The organism is Candidatus Competibacter denitrificans Run_A_D11 (genome assembly GCF_001051235.1).
In the GTDB taxonomy this organism is placed as follows: Bacteria; Pseudomonadota; Gammaproteobacteria; order Competibacterales; family Competibacteraceae; genus Competibacter_A; species Competibacter_A denitrificans.
The window spans coordinates 111587-131739 of sequence record NZ_CBTJ020000020.1 but is presented as its reverse complement, the minus strand read 5'-3'; the positions used below and the strand labels follow the sequence as shown (position 1 = coordinate 131739).

The 20153-nt window shown below is 54.6% G+C and carries 24 protein-coding genes; 2 read left to right on the top strand and 22 right to left on the bottom strand.

The genetic code is table 11. The annotated features are described in order from the left end of the window. Position 1: 1 nt before the first annotated feature. The 4 genes from rsxC to argF all read right to left on the bottom strand — a co-directional run bounded on the left by rsxC (position 2) and on the right by argF (position 3822). Complete coding sequence (rsxC, locus tag BN873_RS02780; protein WP_048670450.1) at positions 2-1537, bottom strand: electron transport complex subunit RsxC; 1536 nt, start codon at positions 1535-1537, stop codon at positions 2-4. Continuing rightward, complete coding sequence (rsxB, locus tag BN873_RS02775) at positions 1537-2109, bottom strand: electron transport complex subunit RsxB (protein ID WP_048670449.1); 573 nt, start codon at positions 2107-2109, stop codon at positions 1537-1539. The genes rsxC and rsxB overlap by 1 nt, the downstream gene beginning before the upstream one ends. 4 nt (positions 2110-2113) lie before the next feature. Further along, complete coding sequence (gene rsxA / locus BN873_RS02770) at positions 2114-2695, bottom strand: electron transport complex subunit RsxA (protein WP_048670448.1); 582 nt, start codon at positions 2693-2695, stop codon at positions 2114-2116. 209 nt (positions 2696-2904) lie between these two features. Further along, positions 2905-3822: an ornithine carbamoyltransferase gene (gene argF, locus BN873_RS02765; RefSeq protein WP_048670447.1), complete on the bottom strand. Its 918-nt coding sequence runs from the start codon at positions 3820-3822 to the stop codon at positions 2905-2907. 227 nt (positions 3823-4049) lie between these two features. Here argF and BN873_RS02760 point away from each other — a divergent pair, with 227 nt between their 5' ends. After that, the gene (locus BN873_RS02760; RefSeq protein ID WP_242434356.1) at positions 4050-4544 is read left to right on the top strand and encodes an NUDIX domain-containing protein; all 495 of its coding nucleotides are present in this window, start codon (positions 4050-4052) and stop codon (positions 4542-4544) included. An 81-nt stretch (positions 4545-4625) separates the two neighbouring features. Here the strand turns inward: BN873_RS02760 and ptsP are convergent, their stop codons facing one another. From ptsP to BN873_RS02680, 17 genes are all read right to left on the bottom strand, one after another. Continuing rightward, on the bottom strand, positions 4626-6380 hold the full coding sequence (ptsP, locus tag BN873_RS02755) for a phosphoenolpyruvate--protein phosphotransferase (RefSeq protein WP_048670445.1): 1755 nt from the start codon (positions 6378-6380) through the stop codon (positions 4626-4628). Positions 6381-6392: 12 nt separating this feature from the next. Continuing rightward, positions 6393-6662, bottom strand: coding sequence for an HPr family phosphocarrier protein (locus tag BN873_RS02750; RefSeq protein ID WP_048670444.1), 270 nt, complete (start codon positions 6660-6662; stop codon positions 6393-6395). 48 nt (positions 6663-6710) lie between these two features. Continuing rightward, positions 6711-7577 carry an RNase adapter RapZ gene (gene rapZ, locus BN873_RS02745; RefSeq protein ID WP_048670443.1) on the bottom strand — a complete coding sequence of 289 codons (867 nt, stop codon included), beginning with the start codon at positions 7575-7577 and terminating at the stop codon, positions 6711-6713. After that, on the bottom strand, positions 7568-8512 hold the full coding sequence (gene hprK, locus BN873_RS02740; RefSeq protein ID WP_048670442.1) for an HPr(Ser) kinase/phosphatase: 945 nt from the start codon (positions 8510-8512) through the stop codon (positions 7568-7570). The genes rapZ and hprK overlap by 10 nt, the downstream gene beginning before the upstream one ends. Then, a complete protein-coding gene (ptsN, locus tag BN873_RS02735) occupies positions 8509-8982 on the bottom strand; it encodes a PTS IIA-like nitrogen regulatory protein PtsN (RefSeq protein ID WP_048670695.1) in 474 nt (157 codons plus the stop codon). Before ptsN ends, hprK begins: the two co-directional genes overlap by 4 nt. A gap of 15 nt (positions 8983-8997) precedes the next feature. After that, the gene (hpf, locus tag BN873_RS02730; RefSeq protein ID WP_048670441.1) at positions 8998-9324 is read right to left on the bottom strand and encodes a ribosome hibernation-promoting factor, HPF/YfiA family; all 327 of its coding nucleotides are present in this window, start codon (positions 9322-9324) and stop codon (positions 8998-9000) included. Between the two features lie 82 nt (positions 9325-9406). After that, positions 9407-10876, bottom strand: coding sequence for an RNA polymerase factor sigma-54 (locus BN873_RS02725; RefSeq protein ID WP_048670440.1), 1470 nt, complete (start codon positions 10874-10876; stop codon positions 9407-9409). Positions 10877-10985: 109 nt separating this feature from the next. Continuing rightward, complete coding sequence (lptB, locus tag BN873_RS02720) at positions 10986-11711, bottom strand: LPS export ABC transporter ATP-binding protein (RefSeq protein ID WP_048670439.1); 726 nt, start codon at positions 11709-11711, stop codon at positions 10986-10988. 2 nt (positions 11712-11713) lie between these two features. Beyond that, on the bottom strand, positions 11714-12238 hold the full coding sequence (gene lptA, locus BN873_RS02715; RefSeq protein WP_082161050.1) for a lipopolysaccharide transport periplasmic protein LptA: 525 nt from the start codon (positions 12236-12238) through the stop codon (positions 11714-11716). Then, on the bottom strand, positions 12219-12809 hold the full coding sequence (lptC, locus tag BN873_RS02710; RefSeq protein ID WP_048670437.1) for an LPS export ABC transporter periplasmic protein LptC: 591 nt from the start codon (positions 12807-12809) through the stop codon (positions 12219-12221). Before lptC ends, lptA begins: the two co-directional genes overlap by 20 nt. Next, positions 12809-13333 carry a 3-deoxy-manno-octulosonate-8-phosphatase KdsC gene (gene kdsC / locus BN873_RS02705; protein ID WP_048670436.1) on the bottom strand — a complete coding sequence of 175 codons (525 nt, stop codon included), beginning with the start codon at positions 13331-13333 and terminating at the stop codon, positions 12809-12811. The genes lptC and kdsC overlap by 1 nt, the downstream gene beginning before the upstream one ends. Positions 13334-13357: 24 nt before the next feature. Beyond that, positions 13358-14338, bottom strand: a complete 981-nt coding sequence (locus BN873_RS02700; protein ID WP_048670435.1) for a KpsF/GutQ family sugar-phosphate isomerase — start codon at positions 14336-14338, stop codon at positions 13358-13360. Between the two features lie 117 nt (positions 14339-14455). Then, the gene (locus BN873_RS02695; RefSeq protein ID WP_242434355.1) at positions 14456-15211 is read right to left on the bottom strand and encodes a PEP-CTERM sorting domain-containing protein; all 756 of its coding nucleotides are present in this window, start codon (positions 15209-15211) and stop codon (positions 14456-14458) included. Between the two features lie 75 nt (positions 15212-15286). Next, positions 15287-15439, bottom strand: coding sequence for a hypothetical protein (locus BN873_RS20295; protein ID WP_171820406.1), 153 nt, complete (start codon positions 15437-15439; stop codon positions 15287-15289). A 194-nt stretch (positions 15440-15633) separates the two neighbouring features. Next, positions 15634-16860 carry an acyltransferase family protein gene (locus tag BN873_RS19025; protein WP_071243973.1) on the bottom strand — a complete coding sequence of 409 codons (1227 nt, stop codon included), beginning with the start codon at positions 16858-16860 and terminating at the stop codon, positions 15634-15636. Positions 16861-16911: 51 nt separating this feature from the next. Beyond that, a complete protein-coding gene (locus BN873_RS02685; RefSeq protein WP_048670432.1) occupies positions 16912-17478 on the bottom strand; it encodes a hypothetical protein in 567 nt (188 codons plus the stop codon). A gap of 148 nt (positions 17479-17626) precedes the next feature. After that, positions 17627-18124, bottom strand: coding sequence for a cupin domain-containing protein (locus tag BN873_RS02680; RefSeq protein ID WP_048670431.1), 498 nt, complete (start codon positions 18122-18124; stop codon positions 17627-17629). Positions 18125-18464: 340 nt separating this feature from the next. On the opposite strand from BN873_RS02680, the gene BN873_RS02675 reads away from it, so the two are divergent. After that, positions 18465-19232 carry a GntR family transcriptional regulator gene (locus tag BN873_RS02675; RefSeq protein WP_048670430.1) on the top strand — a complete coding sequence of 256 codons (768 nt, stop codon included), beginning with the start codon at positions 18465-18467 and terminating at the stop codon, positions 19230-19232. Here the strand turns inward: BN873_RS02675 and BN873_RS02670 are convergent. Continuing rightward, positions 19207-20148, bottom strand: coding sequence for a ribokinase (locus BN873_RS02670; RefSeq protein WP_048670429.1), 942 nt, complete (start codon positions 20146-20148; stop codon positions 19207-19209). The two genes, BN873_RS02675 and BN873_RS02670, sit on opposite strands and share 26 nt — an antisense overlap. Between the last annotated feature and the right edge of the window lie 5 nt (positions 20149-20153).

Below are 20153 nucleotides of genomic sequence, written 5' to 3'. Positions count from 1 at the left end.
CTCAAGCGTCCCGTGCGATGGCTTCGGTGGGGCTGTCAGCAGCCGACGATGCCGCTTCCTTAGCATGGGCGATGGAGGCTGTAGGCGTCGGCTTTTCTGCCGCAGCATCGGAGCGCGGTGGGGCTTTTTGCCGCAGCTTGGCCTCTCGCTCCTGCTTCTCGCGTTCCAATCGTTCCAATCGAGCTTGATGCCGCTGCCGGGCCAATTCGGCTTTTTGCTTCTCTTTCTCTTGTGCCCAGATTTCGTTCTTGGCGTAGCGATAATACTGGACGAGCGGGATGCGGCTCGGACAGACATAGCTGCAACAGCCGCACTCGATGCAACTGAATAAATGGTAGTCCTGTGCCTTGTCGAATTCTTTGGCGCGGGCGTGCCAGTACAACTGCTGCGGGAGCAAATCCGCCGGGCAGACATCCATGCAAGCCCCGCAGCGAATACACGGCATGGCCGGCTGCTCTAGGGCCAGATCCTCAGCGCCAGCGGCGAGAATACAATTGGTGGCCTTCGTCACCGGTACCCGATCATCATGCAAGGCAAATCCCATCAACGGACCACCCATAATCAGGCGCTGTACACCGTCCTGATAACCGCCACTCTCGGCGATCAGTTCGGCAAACGGCGTGCCCAGCAAGACCTCCAGATTCTGCGGTTGCTTGACATGGCCCGTGACGGTGACGATACGCGAAATAACCGGCTCTCCGTGGTGGATGGCGCGATGGAGCGTGTAAGCGGTAGCGACGTTGAAACACTGGACACCAATGTCGGTCGAGCGGCCATCGGTTGGCGCTTCCTTGTTGGTCAGCAGCTTGGTGAGCTGTTTGACGCCGCCGCTGGGATAACGGGTCGGCACCGGTCGTACCTCATAACCGGTACCCGCACAAGCGGCGGCCATGGCGGCAATGGCTTCGGGCTTATCGTCCTCAATACCGATCAGGACTTCGCGCGGGGCTAGAAGGTGCGCCAAGATATGGATACCAGCCACGATCTCCGGCGCCCGCTCTCGCATCAGCCGGTCGTCGCATGTCATCCACGGCTCGCACTCGGCACCATTGAGGATCAAATGCTCCAGCCGCTCGCAATGGCCGCTTAGATTCATTTTGACAGCGCTTGGGAACACCGCGCCACCCAAGCCCACGACCCCGGCATTGCGCACCACATTTCGCAGGTCACTGGGATGCAGGTGCTGGTAATCGACCGGGCACCGCTCGATCCAACGCTCTTCGCCATCGACCTCAATGCTCACACACCAATCCGTCATTCCCGAAGGATGCGGCACGGGTTGCTGATCTACCGCAATGACAACGCCGGATGTCGGCGCATGGACAGCAGCGCTAACATAGCCGTCGGGCTGGCCGATCCGCTGACCTTTGAGGACCGGATCGCCGGTTTTTACCAAGGGCTTGGCGATGGCACCCACATGTTGCCGCAGCGGCACAATCAATCGCTTTGGCAGCGCTGCGGCTCGAATAGCTTGCCGGTTGGATTCCGTCTTATGGCGAACCGTTTTTAAGCCGCCATGGAACGGGAACAACCGCATCACACAGCAGCCTCTGCCGCCGCTGACTCCACCTTGGTTTCAGCCATCGGATAGGTCCATTTCCAGGTGCTGATGGCTGGGGTGACCGGCAGCATCTGAATACAATCCACCGGACAGGGTGCCAGGCATAATTCGCAACCGGTGCATTCCTTGGCGATGACGGTGTGCATGTGCTTGGCCGCGCCCAGGATAGCGTCCACCGGACAGGCTTGAATGCACAGGGTGCAACCGATGCAATTCTGTTCATCGATCACCGCCAGCATTTTGGGTTTTTCGGCGCCATTTTCCGGATTCAGCGGCTTGGGGTCGCGGCCCAACAGTTCTGCCAAGGCGACAATCCCGTTTTCTCCGCCCGGTGGGCATTGGTTGATATCGGCTTCACCGACAGCGATGGCCTCGGCATAAGGCCGACAACCGGCAAACCCGCATTGCCCGCATTGTGTTTGCGGCAAAATGGCGTCGATTCTCTCGACGATAGGATCGCCTTCCACCCTGAAGCGTACAGCGGCGAATCCCAGCAACAACCCGGACGCACCGGCTAACAGCCCCAACGCCACTGCGGCAACCATCATTGATCTATCCTCGCACCAATCCCGCAAAGCCCATGAACGCCAGCGACATCAACCCAGCGGTAATCAGGGTGATGGCCGGGCCGCGAAAATGCACCGGAACATCGGCAACTACGATGCGCTCACGCAACGCTGCAAACAGAATCATCACCAGCGAAAAACCGACCGCTGCCCCAAAACCGTAGAGCGCTGAGGCGATAAAATCGTGCCGCGCTTGCACATTCAGCAGCGCCGCTGCCAACACCGCGCAATTAGTCGTGATCAGCGGCAGATAGATCCCCAGGGCCTGATAGAGCACCGGACTGGTCTTATGGACCACCATTTCGGTAAATTGCACCACCACAGCGATAACCAGGATAAAAGCGATTGTGCGCAGATAGTCCAGCCCTAATGGAATCAGCAGGTAATGGTCGGTCAGATAAGAACAGATCGAAGATAAGGTGAGCACGAAGGTCGTGGCCAAACCCATGCCCATGGCGGTTTCCAACTTGCGGGACACGCCCATGAATGGGCACAGGCCCAGGAATTTCACCAATACGTAATTGTTGACCAGAATCGTGCTAATGAGGATCAAAGCGTATTCTTTCATGGCTTACTGCATTCTCAGCCGTCAGGCAAAATCGCCCGCGAAAACCTGCCCTATCTCACGCTTCCTCAACCGAACCCAACACAAAGATCACGGCCAAGGGTGATGGTATAGGCGATTAAACTCGTGAGAAACAAGGTCAATTAGCGGTCGCTAATGTAGCAGATTCGCGCACGACTCCGCCAGACGGCTTTCACGCAAGCATATGAATTTTAATTATATGAATTCTGCAACAATAGAAACTCAATCAAGGCTTTTTGTACGTGCAAGCGATTTTCAGCTTCGTCCCAAACCTGACTTTGCGGGCTATCGATCACATCGGCGCTAACTTCTTCACCCCGATGGGCCGGCAAACAGTGCAAGAACAGCGCGTCGGGCCGAGCGTGTGCCATAACTTGAGCATTGACCTGATAGGCTGCGAAATCCTGCAAGCGTTGCTGACGCTCTTCCTCCTTGCCCATACTGGTCCAAACATCGGTGGCGACTAAATCCGCCCCTTTGGCAGCGGCGCATGGATCACGAAGCAAGACCACGCGACCAGCAGCGCGTTCCAACAAGCCGGCATTAGGCTCATAACCGGGCGGTATGGCGACTCGCAACTGAAAGTCGAATTGGCAGGCCGCCTCCAGATACGTGTTACACATGTTGCCCCCATCACCGATCCAGGCGACTGTTTTGCCACGGATAGACCCCCGATGCTCGATGAATGTCTGCATATCTGCCAGTAATTGGCAGGGGTGATTGTAATCGGTCAACCCGTTGATGACCGGCACAGTGGAACAGGCAGCAAACCGTTCCACTTTCTCATGTCCGAAAGTGCGAATCATCACGATATCAACCATGCCAGAGAGCACACGCGCGGTATCTTCAATCGGCTCACCACGACCGAGCTGGGTGTGGTCTGGGGCCAAAAAAATGGCGCTGCCACCCAACTGCGCCATGCCCGCCTCAAAAGAAATGCGGGTGCGCGATGAGGCTTTTTCAAAAATCATCCCCAGCACTTTTTGGGGAAAGGGGGCATAGCATTCTCCTCCACGACGCAGAGCCTTCAATTGCGCTGCCCGCTGTAACACCTTTTCCAATTCAGCGGTTGTCAGATCGAATAAGCTAAGAAAATGACGTGTTTTCATTTTATGATTCGCTGATAATCTTCGGATTATGCGTAATCGGTGTATGGTCGTCACACCAATTCGTGGCAGCTACTCCACGCCGACCGATCAACCGCAACCCGTTTTTGAAAACAAAACGGCAGCGATGTAGCTGCCGCGATGAAAAAATTGTAGGCTAACTTCTCAGGCCGATACAGGCAAACGGATATTTTGTCGGAACGAAGGATCTATCCCAGAACAGCGCCCCTATGCCAATGCAGACCCATTACTGTCCCCAATGTGGCAGCACATTACAGTCGGCCGATATCGACGGCCAAACCCGGCGCCGTTGCAGCGCGCCCGGCTGTACTTATGTCTTCTGGAACAACCCTGTTCCGGTAGTCGCCGCCATCGTCGAAGTGGACGGGGCCGTGATTCTGGCAAGGAATAAAGGGTGGCCGGAGAAGATGTACGGCCTAATCACCGGCTTTCTCGAACAAGACGAAACACCCGATGTGGCGGTACGCCGCGAAGTGCGGGAAGAGCTGGGACTCAATAGCACCATAGCCCATTTTATCGGCCACTACACTTTTTCGGCGATGAATCAACTCATCATCGCCTATCACATCCCAACAAGCGGCGATATTGTACTCGGCGCGGAATTGGCCGACATCAAGCGCGTACCCATCACCCGGTTGAAACCCTGGGATATTGGCACCGGTCCCGCCGTGCGTGACTGGTTGGCCAGTCGCTCGCCCGCTTGAGGTGCTTTCAGCGCTGGCGCTCTGACGGGCCGGACAAAAGACCACTTCGCCCGACTCGCCCAGCGACCGCTTCTTGCCAAATCAATTCTGGGCGATGTCTTTGAGGAGTTCCGTGTACTTCTCGGCATCCGTGGTCCGCAACAACCGCTGAACGGCCTTCGTCAATTCGCCGACATGACTATCTTGGATCACCCGCTTGATCTCCAACAAACCGGCAGGATGCATACTGAATTGAGTGAGGCCAAGCCCCAATAGCAAGCGAGTATAACGGGGATCGCCGGCCATCTCTCCGCACAAGCTCACCGGGATACCCGCCCGATGACCGGCACGGATGGTATAGCGGATCAAGGTCAACACCGCCGGATGTAACGGGTCGTACAGGTAGTTCACCTCATCATCGACCCGATCAATTGCCAAGGTATATTGGATCAGGTCATTGGTACCAATCGACAGAAAACCCAAATAGCGCGCGAACTGTGCCGCGCACACCGCCGCTGCGGGAATCTCGATCATGCCCCCCACCGGCATGTTGTCGTCGAAGGCCAGTCCCCGCTTCCGCAACTCTTGCTTGGTCTCCGCCACCAGGCGCAATACCTGAGACACTTCCTGAATGGTGGACAGCATGGGAATCATCATCCGCACAGAGCCATAGGCTGAGGCGCGCAGAATGGCCCGCAACTGTGGGCGGAACATCGCCAAGTCTTTGAGGCACATGCGGATAGCGCGCAACCCCAGCGCCGGATTGGTACCTACAGGCCCGGCTCGACCCCCATCCACCTGCTTGTCGGCACCCAGGTCAGCCGTGCGAATGGTGACCGAATTGCCCTCTAAAATATTGATGACATGGAGATAAGAGGCCAGATGCTCCTCTTCGTCAGGTACATCGGACCGATTCATGAACATAAATTCGGTTCGGTACAAACCGATGCCGTCGGCCGCCACGTCTCGTACCGTCACGGCGTCTTCGGGCAGCTCAATATTGGCTTGGAGCCGGATGGTGATGTTATCGCGGGTGACAGCCGGCTTGCCCTTGAGCTTATTTAATTCGCGCTGTTGCCGGCGTTCCTCCTGTTGCTTATGACGGTAATAGCGCAAGATCCGCTCGTCCAAGCTCACCAAAACCACTCCCTGGCGACCATCAACGATGGCTGGCTCGTTATTACCCAGATAAGCCCGCGCATTGCGCGCACCCACCACCGCCGGAATACCCAGACTACGGGCCAAGATGGCCGTATGCGACAACGGCCCCCCGTATTCGGTTACGAAAGCCAGCACACCTTGATGCTGCATCAGAATGGTATCGGCCGGGGTCAGGTCGTCGGCAACGACAATGCGCCCTTCCAAGCGGCTGGCAGTCAGCTCAGAGAAGCCCGTGTCACTCAGAAAAGCCGGGTCGTCAGTGACTAAAATACGCTGTACCCGACGCACCACATGCTCCACGTCATCCTTGCGGGTGCGCAGATACGGATCATCCATGTCCTCGAACACCTGTACCAGCGTATCGCGCTGAATTTTTAACGCCCATTCGGCGTTGCACTTGCGGGAGCGAATCAGATTGGCTGGGGCTTCGGTGAACGAAACATCCTCAAGCATTAAGAGGTGGGTATCGATGAAAGCCGTAATATCGCTAGCGGCAGTCACCGGAATCCGCGCTCGGATGTCCTGTAACTGCTTCCGGGCCAACCGCAAACCGTTGAGAAAACGCTCAACCTCGTCCTCAACGATCACGTCGGGGATAGTGTATTCGGTAATTTCCGGTTGGTTACGCTGTAGTAGATACGTTCTACCAATCGCATACCCTCGGGAAACCCCGATGCCATGCAACGAAAACGGCATGGAGACGCCCTCTCATTCGCCCTCGTCAAAGCGGCGGAGAACTAGATTTTCTAAGTTATCGAGCGCTTGCTCGGCATCCGGCCCGCTCGCACGCAATTCCAGTTGCGTCCCGCAGCCGGCAGCCAGCATCATCACGCCCATGATGCTTTTCCCGTTCACCTCGCGCGCACCGCGCAACAGGCGGATCTCGGCATTGAAGCCGGCGGCCAGTGTTACAAATTTGGCGGCAGCTCGGGCATGTAAACCGAGTTTATTGATGATGGTGATTTCCCGTTTCAACACTCCAAGCACTCCGTTGTTCCCGGCCGTCTCATCGGTATCGCCTACTGACTAGTTCGCCAATTTCAGCTCTCGGTGGCGGACCATGACAAAGTCACGGATGTCGCCAAAATAACGCCCCAACGCTTCGGCGATAAACACCGAGCGATGCTGACCACCGGTGCAACCGATAGCAACCGTTAAATAGCTGCGCTCGCTCGCCTCAAAGCGTGGCAGCCAGATTTCGAGAAATCCCCGCAGATGGTCGATCATCTCCAGCACGTCCGGTTGGGATTGGAGAAATTTGATGACCGGCCGGTCACGTCCATTCAAGGGTCGCAACTGCGGCTCCCAATGCGGGTTGGGCAAACTGCGGACATCGAAGACAAAATCGGCATCAGCCGGCACCCCGTTTTTGAAGCCAAACGACTCGAATAGCAGTGACATCGCCTCGAGCAGGGTATCGTGTAGCCGAGCACGCAGCAATTCCCGCAACTGGTAGATATTGGTGTCACTGGTATCAATGATCAGATCGGCAGAAGCAACTATCGGCTCCAGCAAGCCACGCTCTTGGCGAATCGCCTCCGGTAGGGGAATGCTCCCCAAATCCAGGGGATGGCGCCGGCGGGTTTCGCTATAGCGCTTAATCAGAATTTCATCCTCGGCCTGGAGGAACAGCACATGGACATTCAGGCCGCTGTCCCGCAACTCTTTCAGGGTGGCGGGGAATCGATACAGCTCGTCGATAAAATTACGCGCATCCACCCCGACTGCCACGGTCGGCGACACGATGTCACTGGCCGAGAGAATTTCGCGCGCCAGCGGGAGAATGAGCTTGAACGGGAGATTATCGACACAGTAATAATCGAGATCCTCTAACGTCTGCAACGCGATGGTCTTACCGGACCCGGACAGGCCACTGACGATAATTATTCGCATGGAACCCGTCTCGCCATCGCTTTTTCCATGCGGGCCATCAAATCTTCTTCCGCCCGATAGCCGCCCAACCGCAGGATATGATCGCGCACCGCACATTCCACCAGAACCGCCAGATTACGGCCCGGCGCAATCGGCAGGGTGATGGTCGGTATATTGATACCCAGGATGGCGCGACTGGCCCGTATTCCACGCAACCGGGACTCAGCCGGGGTCTGAATTTCCTCCATTTTGACGAGATCCACGATCAAGCGCACCCGTTTGTTGCGCTTGATCGCGCTATCGCCAAACATCCGGCGGATATTCAGAATCCCCAGCCCGCGCACCTCCAGCAAATCAATTAAGGTGGGCGGGCAGGTTCCCTCCAATACGTTGGGGGCAACGCGCGTCAAGTTTGGGGTATCGTCGGCGACGAGCCGATGGCCTCGGCTAATCAATTCCAGGGCCAGCTCGCTTTTGCCGATGCCGCTCCCGCCGGTGATGAGCACACCCAAACCGAACACCTCCAACAATTCACCATGCACCACGGTAGAAGCGTCGAGACTGTAGCGATAGTAGTTGAGTTGCTCCAACGCGACTCCCAACTGAGCTGGGGTATACCAAAGCGGAACGCCAGCGGCATCGGCCACCAGCCGAAGCGCCTCCGCCTGGTCAAGTTCACCGCACACCAGCACCGCGCCAGCCGCCGGCTCCAGTAACTCTCGAATCAAGTTCTCTCGAAGCGTCGGTCCCATCCGGCGGAGAAAAGCGCTTTCCTCGGCACCCAGCACCTGTAGCCGAGGCGGCTGCACCCAGTTCAGGCGCCCAAAAAACGGTGCGCTCGCCTCGACTGGTGGCCACAAAACACGCTCAGCGCCAATTGTGCCACCAAGCCAGCGCAGCTCCAGCGAGTTTTCCAATGCCTGATAAACGCTTTGGGCGTACACCGGCTGGTTCATGGCAACTCAAGCACCGCTGGCTTCCAACCGCTAAGCAAATCGAACAACATCTGATCAGAGTCGCTTTCGCGCAACCGCTGGCTAAACGCCTGATCACTGAACATCTCCGCCAAGTAGGCAAGAATTCTGAGATGTTCATCAGTGTAATGATCCGGCACCAAAAGGCCGAAGATCAAATCCACCGGCTGCCGGTCGATGGCATCGAAATCCACTCCTTTCTTGAGCTTGATAAACGCACCAACCGCCCGCTGGCTCTGACTCAGGCGACCGTGGGGTAAAGCCACGCCATGTCCTAAACCGGTACTACCCAGACGCTCTCGCCCGATCAGGCTATCGAAGATCGGGCGGGCCGCCAAACCAGGTTCGCCCTTCGCCAGTAACTCGCTCAAGGTCTCGATCACGCGCTTCTTGCTGGTCACCTCACCATCGCAAAGTATCCGTTCGCGGGTAATCAGCTCTGTGATATCCATGGCCACCCCGTCGGTTCAAGGTTGAGGGGGATAGGTACGCGCCTTTTCACCCCGATGCTTGTCCGTCAGTTTTTCCTTGTGCCTCTTGATCTGGCGGTCGATTTTGTCAATCAACGCATCCAGCGCGGCATACATATCTTCATCCACCGCATCGGCATACAACTCGTTGCCGGCGACATGGATGGTCGCTTCCGCTTTTTGATTCAGCTTTTCGACGCTGAGAATGACTTGTGCGCTGGTCACATTGTCGAAATGCCGCTCAATGCGCTCCAGTTTATCGTGTACGTAGTCATGGAGCGCCTGGGTAATTTCCACATGGTGTCCGCTCAATTTGATTTGCATGACATGGACTCCTGGTTAGCAAGTTTTTTTATGGTTGTACTGTACGCCTTTCCAACACCCGGTGAGGCGGCTTTCACAGCGCTCAGACAAGCCGTTTGCGATCCGATGAAGAGGCGATGGACATGGCCTCCCGGTATTTTGCCACCGTCCGCCGCGCCACTTGAATGCCTTCCTTACCTAACAAGTCGGCAATTCGGCTATCGCTCAGCGGTTTCTCCGGTTTTTCTCCTTGAATCAGTTTGCGGATCATGGCTCGAATGGCAGTTGAGGAACATTCCCCGCCATCGCTGGTACCCACATGGCTGGAAAAGAAATACTTTAACTCGTAAATTCCACGCGGGGTGTACATATATTTCTGTGTGGTTACCCGCGAGATCGTCGATTCATGCACGCTCAATTCCTCAGCCACATCGCGCAGGATCAGCGGCCTCATGAATTCGTCGCCTTGCTCCAGAAACTCCCGTTGCCGCTCGACAATGCAAGTCGCCACTTTTAGCAAGGTTTCGTTGCGATTTTGCAAACTTTTCAGAAACCAGCGGGCTTCCTGCAAATGGTTTTTCAGATAAGACGCATCCCCATTTTGGCCGGTGCGGCGTGCCAGAGCCGCATAGCGGGAGTTAATCCGCAACTTCGGCATATTTTCCGGATTTAGTTCGACCCGCCACGTATTACGGCTGCGGTAAACAAGCACATCAGGGACCACATATTGTGGAGCGCTGTTGGACAAGCGCTCACCCGGATGCGGATCGAGCGATTGGATCAGTGCAATGATTCCCTGTAAGGCTTCACGCGACACTTTGAGCCGCCGCATTAAGCCATTGAAATCCCGCTCGGCGAGTAAATCCAGATATTGTTCAATCAGACGGCGCGCTTCAGCCAGCCAGGGCGTATCGTCCGGCATGGCTTCAAGTTGCAATAGCAGGCATTCGCCTGGACCGCGCGCACCGACTCCCTGCGGGTCGAAATGCTGGACGATTTTCAGCACCGCTTCAATTTCAGGGATTGTAATATCGAACTCACTTGCCAGTCCCTGATGAATATCCTCCAAGGACAAGGTCAAATAGCCCGCTTCGTCGATGGCGTCGATGATGGCTGTCGCGATAGCCATTTGCTTTTCGTTGAAAGGTGTCAGCCGCATCTGCCAGGATAGATAATCCTGCAAGGATTCTCCGCCGCCTGCATAGCGTTCGGAAATATCCCATTCCTCATCGTCTTCACCCCGAGAATAACTGGTCGAGCCATCAGAAGAGTCGTAAATATCTTCCCAGGCGCTATCCACCGGTAGATCGTCGGGCATGGTGGCGGCTGCCCCGTCGATCTCAGTTTCCGAGCTGCTATCAGCCGCCGCTTGGGCCGCTAAGGTTTCCGGTTGCACCGGCACATCTTGCGGCTCATCGACCCGTTCCAACATCAGGTTGGAATCGAGAATAGCCTGCACTTCAGCCTCCAGATCAAGGCTGGACAGTTGCAGCAAGCGAATCGCCTGCTGCAACTGGGGGGTCATCGTCAGTTGCTGGGTCTGGCGTAGCGTCTGGTGAAATGACGGTCTCATAAACTTTTGATCGAACGGCGGACGAACAAAAACAACGTACTATTAATCCTAGCTGGTTTTGACAGAGAGTGGGGAGCAGCTACGTTATCACGCCACTCGCTGCCATGGTTCACAGTTGAAAAGACTCGCCTAGATAAACTTGGCGTACCTGCCGGTTGCCAAGAATTAAAGCTGGATCACCCTCGGCGATCACCCGGCCCTCGTTGAGGATATAGGCCCGATCACAGATACCCAAGGTTTCTCGGACATTATGATCGGTAATCAGCACACCGATGTCGCGTTCGCTCAGATGTTTGATAATACGCTGGATATCCAACACCGACAGCGGGTCAACACCGGCAAATGGCTCGTCCAGCAAAATGAATGCCGGCCGCGCCGCCAAGGCACGGGCGATCTCGACCCGCCGCCGTTCCCCCCCCGACAGACTGATACCGATGTTATCGTGCAAGTGGCCGACATGGAGTTCCTGCAACAGGTCTTCGGCGAGCGGCCGCCGCTGCGAGCGGCTCATATCAGAATGGGTTTCGAGCACTGCCATCACGTTCTCCAGCACCGTTAACCGCCGGAATATTGATGCTTCCTGGGGCAGATACCCGACGCCCAGCCGCGCGCGCGCGTGCATGGGCAAGTGGGTCAGATCACGCTCGTCCAGCAACACCCGACCTTCGTCACAATGGATCAAGCCGACCATCATATAAAAGCTGGTGGTTTTGCCCGCACCGTTCGGACCAAGCAACCCAATGACTTCGCCACTAGCGACCTCTAACGACACCGCATCGACGACGACGCGCTTGCGATAGTGTTTGACGATTTCCTTGGCGCGCAGTCTGGCCATCGCTAGCGTTTCTTAGCAGCCGGCGCCGCATCCTGGGATTTGGGCTGGATGGTGAACTGGATGCGACCATTCTCACCAGCACCCTTAGCCCGGATCACATCATCCTTCAGGTCGTACTCCAGCCGCTCCCCATTGAACACATCCTGCCCTTGCACCACCCGCACAGTACCGATCATGACCACCTTGCCCCCGAGGACATCGTATTCGACCCGCTTGCTGGTGCCTTGAATTTCCGGTTTGTCGGCGGCAGGCTTGTAGCGCAAACTGGCTGGGCCTCCGATTGCATCCATCCGCTGAAAATTATTGTCCTTGACGTAGATCGTCGCGGTATCAGCGACCAGCCGCATGGAGCCTTGGCTGATCGTCACATTGCCTTCATAGACGCTGATACCGGTTTTTTGATCCAACTGGCCCCGGCTGGCTTCTAAATGGATCGGTTGGGTACGGTCCTCCGGTAGCGCGGCAGCCGAAGTGGCGACCAGCGCCACCACTACTGCCAATCCGATCCTAGCGCTTCGACGGTTCATAGTAACCTCTCACTTCGGAAAGCAGTTCCAATTGTTCCCGGTCCAAATAGGCCCGTAGACCGACCGCCCGCAGCTCACCGCCAGGTGTCACCGCATGTGCGGGTGCGGCAGTTTCCGCATAACGGTCGGTGGGACGGACCAATACATCACGAGTCGTGACCTCAACGGGAGTTTTGCCGCTCTCGGCGCTCCGAGTCATCACGACCTCACCTTGTAACCGGATCGATTGTTGGTCGGCGGCGACCCAACCCTGTTCAGCACGCAAACGCCAGTCTCGCGTCTCGCCATCCGGTTGATACCAATCCAACAACGGATGTTCGACCCAGGTGCCTGCTTGATTCGGCAACTGCCGCAAGAGCGGCGCCTCGACGACATATTCGCGTAGTCCCGCCATACTCAGCCGCACGGCACGAAACCGTTCAAGCACCAAAAGCGGTGCTTGGCTTTCAGACGCTGCCGGTTTTTGCATCGAAGACTCCACCCAGCGTAATACGCCATAACTCAAACCCGCCAATAACAATAAACCGGCCAGGTAAAACCACCCCTGCACTGGGGTAGGTTGCTGTTCCATCAGAGATAGCGCGCGCGCTGGCTATCCAATTGGCCGTGCGCTTCCAGCAAGAGTTCGCACACATCGCGCACCGCACCTCGGCCGCCACGATTAGCCGTCTGCCAATGCGCATGGCGTTTGACGAAGGGATCAGCGTCCGCCACGGCGATAGCCAGCCCCACGCGGGTCATGACCGGCAGATCAATCAGGTCGTCGCCGACGTAAGCGATCCTTTCATGTTCGAGTGCCAGTTGCGTCCGCAAGCTGTCGAACGCAGCCAGTTTGTCCTGTACCCCTAGATAAGCGTGGCGGATGCCGAGATCGCTCATGCGTCGTTCCACTGCCACGGTATTGCGGCCAGCGGAAATCAGAGCGACTTCCACCCCGACCGCCAGTAACATCTTGATACCATGGCCGTCGCGGACATGAAAAGCTTTCATCTCGCTGCCATCGCTGCTCAGATACAACCGGCCGTCGGTCAACACGCCGTCCACATCGAAAATCACTAACTGCACCAAAGCCGCCTTCGCCAAAATATCGCGCATCGTTGTCCTCTCGCCGTTGGGCGATTACAGCGCGCCGGCGCGCAACAGATCATGCATATTGAGCACGCCAACGAGTTTACCGGTGGAGTTTACCACTGGTAGCGCGTTGATCTTGTACTGCTGCATCATCCGCAGCGCTTCAGCAGCCAGCATTCCGGGGGCAATTGTCTTGCACTGACGGGTCATTACCTCGGCGACGCGGGTGGCGTGGATATCCACCTGTCGATCCAGCGCCCGGCGCAGATCGCCATCGGTGAAGATGCCCAAAACATGCCCGGTTTGATCGGCCACTACAGTCGCGCCTAAGCCTTTGCGGCTCATTTCCAGCAAAGCATTCTTGAGAAGATCATCCGGCGCGCTGCGCGGCATTTGTTCACCGACATGCATCACATCGTCGATCAGCAGCAACAAGCGCCGACCCAGCCGGCCACCCGGATGCGAGCGGGCAAAATCCTCGACGGTGAATCCACGCGCTTCCAGCAAAGCCACGGCCAGCGCATCGCCCATGGCGAGGGTGGCGGTAGTACTGGAGGTCGGCGCTAAACCCAGCGGGCAGGCTTCCTGGGCCACGCTGACATCAATATGGACGTCAGCGGCCTTAGCCAGAGTGGAATCAGGGTTGCCGGTTAGCGCGATTAGAGGCACGTTGAGGCGCTTGATCAGCGGCAGCAGGGTCAAGATCTCGTCCGTCTCGCCAGAGTTGGAGAGCGCGGTTACCACATCTTGCGCGGTGATCATGCCCATATCGCCATGATTGGCTTCGGCAGGATGGACGAAAAAGGCGGGAGTGCCGGTACTGGCGAGGGTGGCGGCGATCTTGCCGCCGATGTGGCCGGACTTGCCGATGCCGAGGACGACGATCCGGCCTTGGCAGGCGAGCATCAGGCGGCAGGCGTGGACGAAGTGGTCGTCGATGCGATCAATGAGTTTAGCTACGGCCTCGGCTTCAATCGCCAAAACCCGGCTGGCGAGTTCTTTTAGTTTTTCGTTGTGGAGCGTCAGCATGGTAGCTGGGATTATACCAGCTATGCCCCTTGTCGTCGCAGATACCCAGCATCTGCGGTTTTGCGCATTATCTGTTCCCCAGCTTCTCACCCGCAGGAAGAGAAGTTGGAGTAAGGGTTAAGTTGCTTTTTGCCCCCGTTTTCGCATCCAACCCAAACCAGCCAAACCGGTGCTCAGCAATCCCAGCGTAGCCGGTTCAGGAACCGGCTTGGGACTGGATGCAGCGCCATACTGCAAATGGTCCACTTCCCAATCCGTGCTGTTCGCCATCTCAATCACAATGCGCGAAATACCTCCAGCATCGATCACCCCGAAGAAACGATCCTCGGCTGTTTCCCCCGTAATAACCCCATCCCCAACCTTAACGCTAAGCGATCCCAACAGGCCACCCGACACGCCATAGCCCTGGAAAAGCACCGATCCGTAACCGAATTTTCCCAAATCCACGCCACCCACATCGGTCCAGACGATACCCGCATGGGTCGGCAAACGGCCAAGCACGCCTGCATCGAAAGCAAACGTGAGACGGTTAGCATCTTGCGAGAACCAAGAATGGCCAGCGAGACCGCTACCATCGGTTAACCCATCATCTGCATCAACCGAATCGGTAAAACGATCAGGAGGTGCAACCGCTCCCGCTGACGCATGTACTCCTGGAGTATTCAGCTTGCCATCTTCGAAATTTTCGAGATGGAAATAATCGAACTTGCCAGACTTAAATGGGCTATCCGTAAAACTCGTATAGGCCGTCGGCCCCAAAAATACCGGAACCGCTTGGACCTGCCACGATACACCGCTCAGCGCGGCCAACATCCCCGCCCTAAGCACCGTTTGCAAGATCTTCACAGGCTCTCTTGGCGTTTGCTTTTTCATGTCTTTTCCTTTAAATTTCAATCCGATATCTCAATATTGATTATTACGATAATTCTCCCGACCTCATTGCGTCGGCTAAAATTTTCCTGCCCATCTTTCAGGAGTGGGTAGCGCAGCCTTGGTATCTGTTAACAAGGGTTTCTGTGGTGCCGGAATCCAAAATGACATCACCGCCAGCAGTAGCGCTAATGCCAAAGTGATGGCTCGTTTAAGATGCATTTGATCCATGGGCCTGTTCTCCTAGCCGTCTGGCTCTTTTAACGGTTGCGAAAAATGAGCACCTGCCCGGTAGCCAATCCCTTTGCTCGACGATGCGCCAGTTTTATAACTAGGCACCTTACAAATCGCTTACAGATTCGCTGATGTGAGCGGAGATTCGTTGATCATCGAGCAATGATCGAAATCCAGGCATACCCTCATGCTCACGCTTTGGGTTCCACGCTTACAACGTAGGTTCGAAAACGCCAGGTCAGGCGCGAGGACACCCAAACGGTAACGGTATTCGTCGCTCGCATTGCTGGCTGCTCAATCAATCGAAAAGTCCAATAACTAATGAATAAAATCACAGGGGAGATCGCAATCACTAACATCCAATGCTGTTGTGCAGAGAGCAATTGAGCATGATTCGGTCCGACAACGAATTTGAACAGAATAAAAAGAGCCATGCCATGTAACAAATAGATACTGCATGACAACTCTCCGAGAACACGAGAGATAGAACTCCTCAGAATTCCGAATAAACTATTTCCTCCAGCGATTAGAGAAAATATAAGTGAGATAAAAATTAAAGGCATTATTGCATAAGCAGTCTGAAATAGAACAACAACCGCAATAATCAAGCCGATAACCAAAAAAGAACAATAATCTTTCCTGCAAAACCACCGAAAGCTATCGGATCGAACTAAGAGCGATGCAGCAATACCTCCAAAGAAAGAAAATAAAGGATGAAGTTGTGGATGAACAGGGTGAGTCTGTGGATTATAGATTATGAAAGTCACGATACTGCCAACAGAGAGAACGATATATAGAGGCGGTGGAACCACCCTGACTGTCATCGCAAGCACAGGCAATATGAGATAAAAAAACCACTCGTAAGGTAATGTCCAAATCACTCCGGAAACTATCAATAATGTATCCTTTACACCATTCAAGTCAGGTGCCCCCAAGATAGTGAATCCAAGCCAACAAACGAGATGCTCAGCTATCTTTAGTAAAGGTTCATGCAAAACCCAACCTGATACCACCATGACAATGATGCAGAGCGATACGATCATAAATAAATAGAGTGGTACTAAACGCAAAAGCCTTCCTATGAACAACTTCAGCCAATCAATTCCTCGTGTTCTTCCATCAAGCAGCTTTGAAAAAAATAAGAACCCCGTGATCATAAAGAACAATAAAACACTACTTTGCCCAAAATGGGTGTACAGGTTTGATGGTGGTACTTCCCATTGTCCCGTTCTTAAATAAAAATACCAAAGGGCTGAATGATAAAGAAAAACAAAGAGCGCAAGATAGCCACGCAATCCATCAAGTGCCACAAAACGCCCTTGATCTGGCGGTATTTCAGAATATCGACTCATAAGATACGCAACCACGACTGCAACATAAAGAATTAATATCGCAGGCAATGGGCTAAGAGGGTCCATATTATCTCCTAAGAACTATACAGATTCTTTTCAGTCTACCGTTTTCCTAGATCATTTGATCTTTCTAGCTACAAGAATCAGGTTTTTCCACTGCAATGACCCATCCCTTACACCAATAGATTCTGTGATTTTAAAACCATTGGCTTCTAAACTATTCACTGCGCATTCCTTTGACCAATAACGCAAGCTCTCTTTATCTAATCCTATAAACCCCATTAAACTCCACCATCGATACCAACTCATTGATAAAAGCTCAAAATAACCATAATAAGGTATTGCTGTAACCAAAAGACCACCGACCTGAATTTTCAGGGAGACTGCTTCAATAAATGCAGATGGCTCAGAGAAAAAATCAATTGGTCTTAGCGCAATAACTCCATCAAAATCATTGCTCTTGGAGTGATCAATTTCAAATTCCAGCTCTTCTAAGATAATAGGCTCAATAATTTTCAAACTCTTCTTTATCGTCTTAAGATAATCACCGATCATCAGGATTTTTTTCATCTTATATCGGCTGCAAAGATCGGAAATCACAGAATGGATAGCATAATCAATATTCTGCCTTTCTGATCTATATCTATTCAAAGGATTCATATCAACAACTTGCTGGGCGGTCATATTTTTCCTGGAAAATTTATGAAAATTATTGAATAGAAATCTCAGAGCGACTTGTCAGATTCTTGGCTCACTACGAAAGGATTAAGCTACTTCTATAACCCAACCCCTTACAGATCGCTTACAGATTCATTAATGAGAATCAGTGTACTCAGCTACTACCACACAACCCTTTTGGCACCCAGTCAGCCGCCGGAGCCTTCCAGTTATTTGCTGGATCGTGCAGCACCAATACGATAGAGCGCCGATTCTCAGTACCAACGCTCTTTAGGCGCATCGGTTGATTGCCGGGGATGAGCAGCGGTTCACCACCAGCTCGTCCCACCATTTTGCCGTCTGGTGTTTCCACACAAACCTCCCCCGATAGCGTATACAGCGCTTCAGGACCGTCATGCCGATGCACATCGGTTTCAAAGCCCGGCGCGGTATCAGCGTTCAAATAGGTGGCGGTGTACGTTCCACCCTTGCCTAACGATGGCAGGGGACCGATCATGGCAACACGGGTTCCAGTGGATGGCCGCCAGTTCGCGTCGGTAATGGTGAAGAGCCAGACCTTATCGAAGGACTCCGCGACTGTACTGCGTTCATCCTTTGCCGCCTCCGCTGCGGCACGGTTCGGATAGGTGTCCAAATGCCAATAAAGCGGCATCTGCGGTAGGCGTTAACCACAGCGGTGGCGATGGCGTTGGCGCCGCGTTTTGGGGCTTGTTGGGCGGAAACCTCACCCCAGCCCAAGCTCGCTACAAGCATTAAGATGGTGCTCAAACCAACCGAAGGGCGCTGGACCCCACATGTTAAGTACTTCATGCTGATCTCCTATAATCGTTACCAACACACTACCGAGCAGCGGACGGGTTGTTTTTATAATTGAGCACCTTACAAATCGCTTACAGATTCATCATTCGGGTAGACCTAACCGTGATTTGCCGAGCGAAAGGTGAATGCAGGACAATAGCTTTTGTGTTTCCCTTCCTCGATTAGCCTCTACCATGCAATCCCAAAAATTGATTGAACGCTTAGCGCCGGATCGAGAAATTGCAGAACCGAGCTATCTTCAGGTCGCGCAAAAACTGACACAACTGATTGATTCAGGCGAAATTTCAGCGGGACAAAGCCTGCCATCTGAGCGGGTATTGGCAGAAAAACTCCAATTGAGCCGGACGACGGTGCGGCGAGCCTACGACGAGTTGCGGGCCAGGGATTACTTGTCCACACATGGCCGCGCGGGCGTTGCGGTCAAAGCACCGGTTCGCCTGTCGCCCCAACTGGGACGACTCAAGGGTTTCACTGAGGAAATGCGAGAGTTGGGCATGGAGCCGTGCACTCGCTTGCTGGAGCGGCGCATTGTGACCGATAGAACCATATCTTCGCTGTTCGAGCGGCCGACCACTGCGCAGTTTTTATACCTGGTGCGGCTTAGGCTGGGCGATGGCACCCCACTCTCGCGGGAAGTCGCCTGGTACGACCTGACCGCCGCGCCAGACCTTGCCAACTGGGATGTTGAGGGATCGATTTATCAATATCTTGAAGACTGCTGCGATATTGCCTTAATCCGGGGTGAGCAAACCATTGAAGCCGTTATGAGTTTCAGCGCGGAAATGGCAGTGTTCGAATTTACTAAACCTGGCCCTTGCCTGCTGATGAAGCGCAAGACTTACAGTGCGACCGGGCAGATGATTGAATATGTCGAAGGGACGTTTCGCGGTGATGCCTATGCGTACCGCGTGACGCTCAATTTGAAGCCGCAGCAACCCTAAACGCCTCGACTTCAGCAGGCCGGGGCAGGCCCTCCAGGATGCCTTCACGGGCGGCGATGAGCGCGCCGCAGGCATTGCCGATCTGCAAGCATTCGGTTAACGGCAAGCTACGCCCAAGCGCCCATAGCAAGCCACAACCAAAGGCATCACCTGCGCCGGTGGCGTCAATCTGGCGAATCGGGTAAGCAGGCTGCTTGACGACCTGTCCCGCCTGATCGATAGCGACACAGCCTGCTTCAGCCAAGGTCACCACCAGCCATTGGCCAAGCCAGCCAATTTTTTGGCTTAACGCGGGTAACTGCTCCAGCCAGGCGTCTCGCGTCAACATCTCCAGATCAGGTTGATCAAACAACTGCTCTGCCTCGGTCACGTTGACCACTAACACATCGGTAAGCGCCAACAGCTCGTTATCGGGCTGACGCCACGGTGAGGGATTTAGATAGGTTCGTTTGCCGAGACGACGCGCCCTGCGGAAGGCGTGATAGATCACCGGATCAGGAATTTCAAACTGCGCCACCACCCAATCGGCCTTGCTGAAAACCTCTGTTGCTTGATCGATATGGTCGGCGGCTAATAGCGCATTTGCGCCGAGATGGGCTGCTAGAAAATTGCGGCCGTCCGGGGTGATGAAGCCCACCCCATAACCTGAATTGGGTCCCAATGGTAACACCCATGCGGTGTTGATGCCTTCCTCGGCGAGTCGGCGCGTCACCGCTGCACCAGCTTCATCGTTTCCTACCGCCATCAGCAAGTCGATAGTCACCCCTAAACGGTGCAGTCCGACAGCCAGGTTTAAACCCTTGCCGCCGTGCTCCTGGAAATGACGCGATGCCGCCAAGGATTCACCGGCTACCGGCAGACGATCCACGGTCAGAAAATTGGCGTTCATGTAATTGCCGAGCACGAAAGCGCGCATTCAAT

Excerpts from the sequence above, each read along its gene's own strand:
- lptA (WP_082161050.1), bottom strand. The coding sequence starts at position 12,238 with ATGAACCGTCGAAGCGCTAGGATCGGATTGGCAGTAGTGGTGGCGCTG.
- BN873_RS02670 (WP_048670429.1), bottom strand. The coding sequence starts at position 20,148 with ATGCGCGCTTTCGTGCTCGGCAATTACATGAACGCCAATTTTCTGACC.
- rsxB (WP_048670449.1), bottom strand. The coding sequence starts at position 2,109 with ATGATGGTTGCCGCAGTGGCGTTGGGGCTGTTAGCCGGTGCGTCCGGG.
- kdsC (WP_048670436.1), bottom strand. The coding sequence starts at position 13,333 with ATGCGCGATATTTTGGCGAAGGCGGCTTTGGTGCAGTTAGTGATTTTC.
- argF (WP_048670447.1), bottom strand. The coding sequence starts at position 3,822 with ATGAAAACACGTCATTTTCTTAGCTTATTCGATCTGACAACCGCTGAA.
- BN873_RS20295 (WP_171820406.1), bottom strand. The coding sequence starts at position 15,439 with ATGGATCAAATGCATCTTAAACGAGCCATCACTTTGGCATTAGCGCTA.
- hprK (WP_048670442.1), bottom strand. The coding sequence starts at position 8,512 with ATGAACCAGCCGGTGTACGCCCAAAGCGTTTATCAGGCATTGGAAAAC.
- lptB (WP_048670439.1), bottom strand. The coding sequence starts at position 11,711 with ATGGCCAGACTGCGCGCCAAGGAAATCGTCAAACACTATCGCAAGCGC.
- BN873_RS02675 (WP_048670430.1), top strand. The coding sequence starts at position 18,465 with ATGCAATCCCAAAAATTGATTGAACGCTTAGCGCCGGATCGAGAAATT.
- hpf (WP_048670441.1), bottom strand. The coding sequence starts at position 9,324 with ATGCAAATCAAATTGAGCGGACACCATGTGGAAATTACCCAGGCGCTC.
- rapZ (WP_048670443.1), bottom strand. The coding sequence starts at position 7,577 with ATGCGAATAATTATCGTCAGTGGCCTGTCCGGGTCCGGTAAGACCATC.
- ptsN (WP_048670695.1), bottom strand. The coding sequence starts at position 8,982 with ATGGATATCACAGAGCTGATTACCCGCGAACGGATACTTTGCGATGGT.
- rsxA (WP_048670448.1), bottom strand. The coding sequence starts at position 2,695 with ATGAAAGAATACGCTTTGATCCTCATTAGCACGATTCTGGTCAACAAT.
- lptC (WP_048670437.1), bottom strand. The coding sequence starts at position 12,809 with ATGGAACAGCAACCTACCCCAGTGCAGGGGTGGTTTTACCTGGCCGGT.
- BN873_RS19025 (WP_071243973.1), bottom strand. The coding sequence starts at position 16,860 with ATGGACCCTCTTAGCCCATTGCCTGCGATATTAATTCTTTATGTTGCA.
- ptsP (WP_048670445.1), bottom strand. The coding sequence starts at position 6,380 with ATGCCGTTTTCGTTGCATGGCATCGGGGTTTCCCGAGGGTATGCGATT.
- BN873_RS02725 (WP_048670440.1), bottom strand. The coding sequence starts at position 10,876 with ATGAGACCGTCATTTCACCAGACGCTACGCCAGACCCAGCAACTGACG.
- rsxC (WP_048670450.1), bottom strand. The coding sequence starts at position 1,537 with ATGCGGTTGTTCCCGTTCCATGGCGGCTTAAAAACGGTTCGCCATAAG.
- BN873_RS02700 (WP_048670435.1), bottom strand. The coding sequence starts at position 14,338 with ATGCTGACGCTCCACAACGAAAAACTAAAAGAACTCGCCAGCCGGGTT.
- BN873_RS02760 (WP_242434356.1), top strand. The coding sequence starts at position 4,050 with ATGCCAATGCAGACCCATTACTGTCCCCAATGTGGCAGCACATTACAG.
- BN873_RS02695 (WP_242434355.1), bottom strand. The coding sequence starts at position 15,211 with ATGAAAAAGCAAACGCCAAGAGAGCCTGTGAAGATCTTGCAAACGGTG.
- BN873_RS02685 (WP_048670432.1), bottom strand. The coding sequence starts at position 17,478 with ATGACCGCCCAGCAAGTTGTTGATATGAATCCTTTGAATAGATATAGA.
- BN873_RS02680 (WP_048670431.1), bottom strand. The coding sequence starts at position 18,124 with ATGCCGCTTTATTGGCATTTGGACACCTATCCGAACCGTGCCGCAGCG.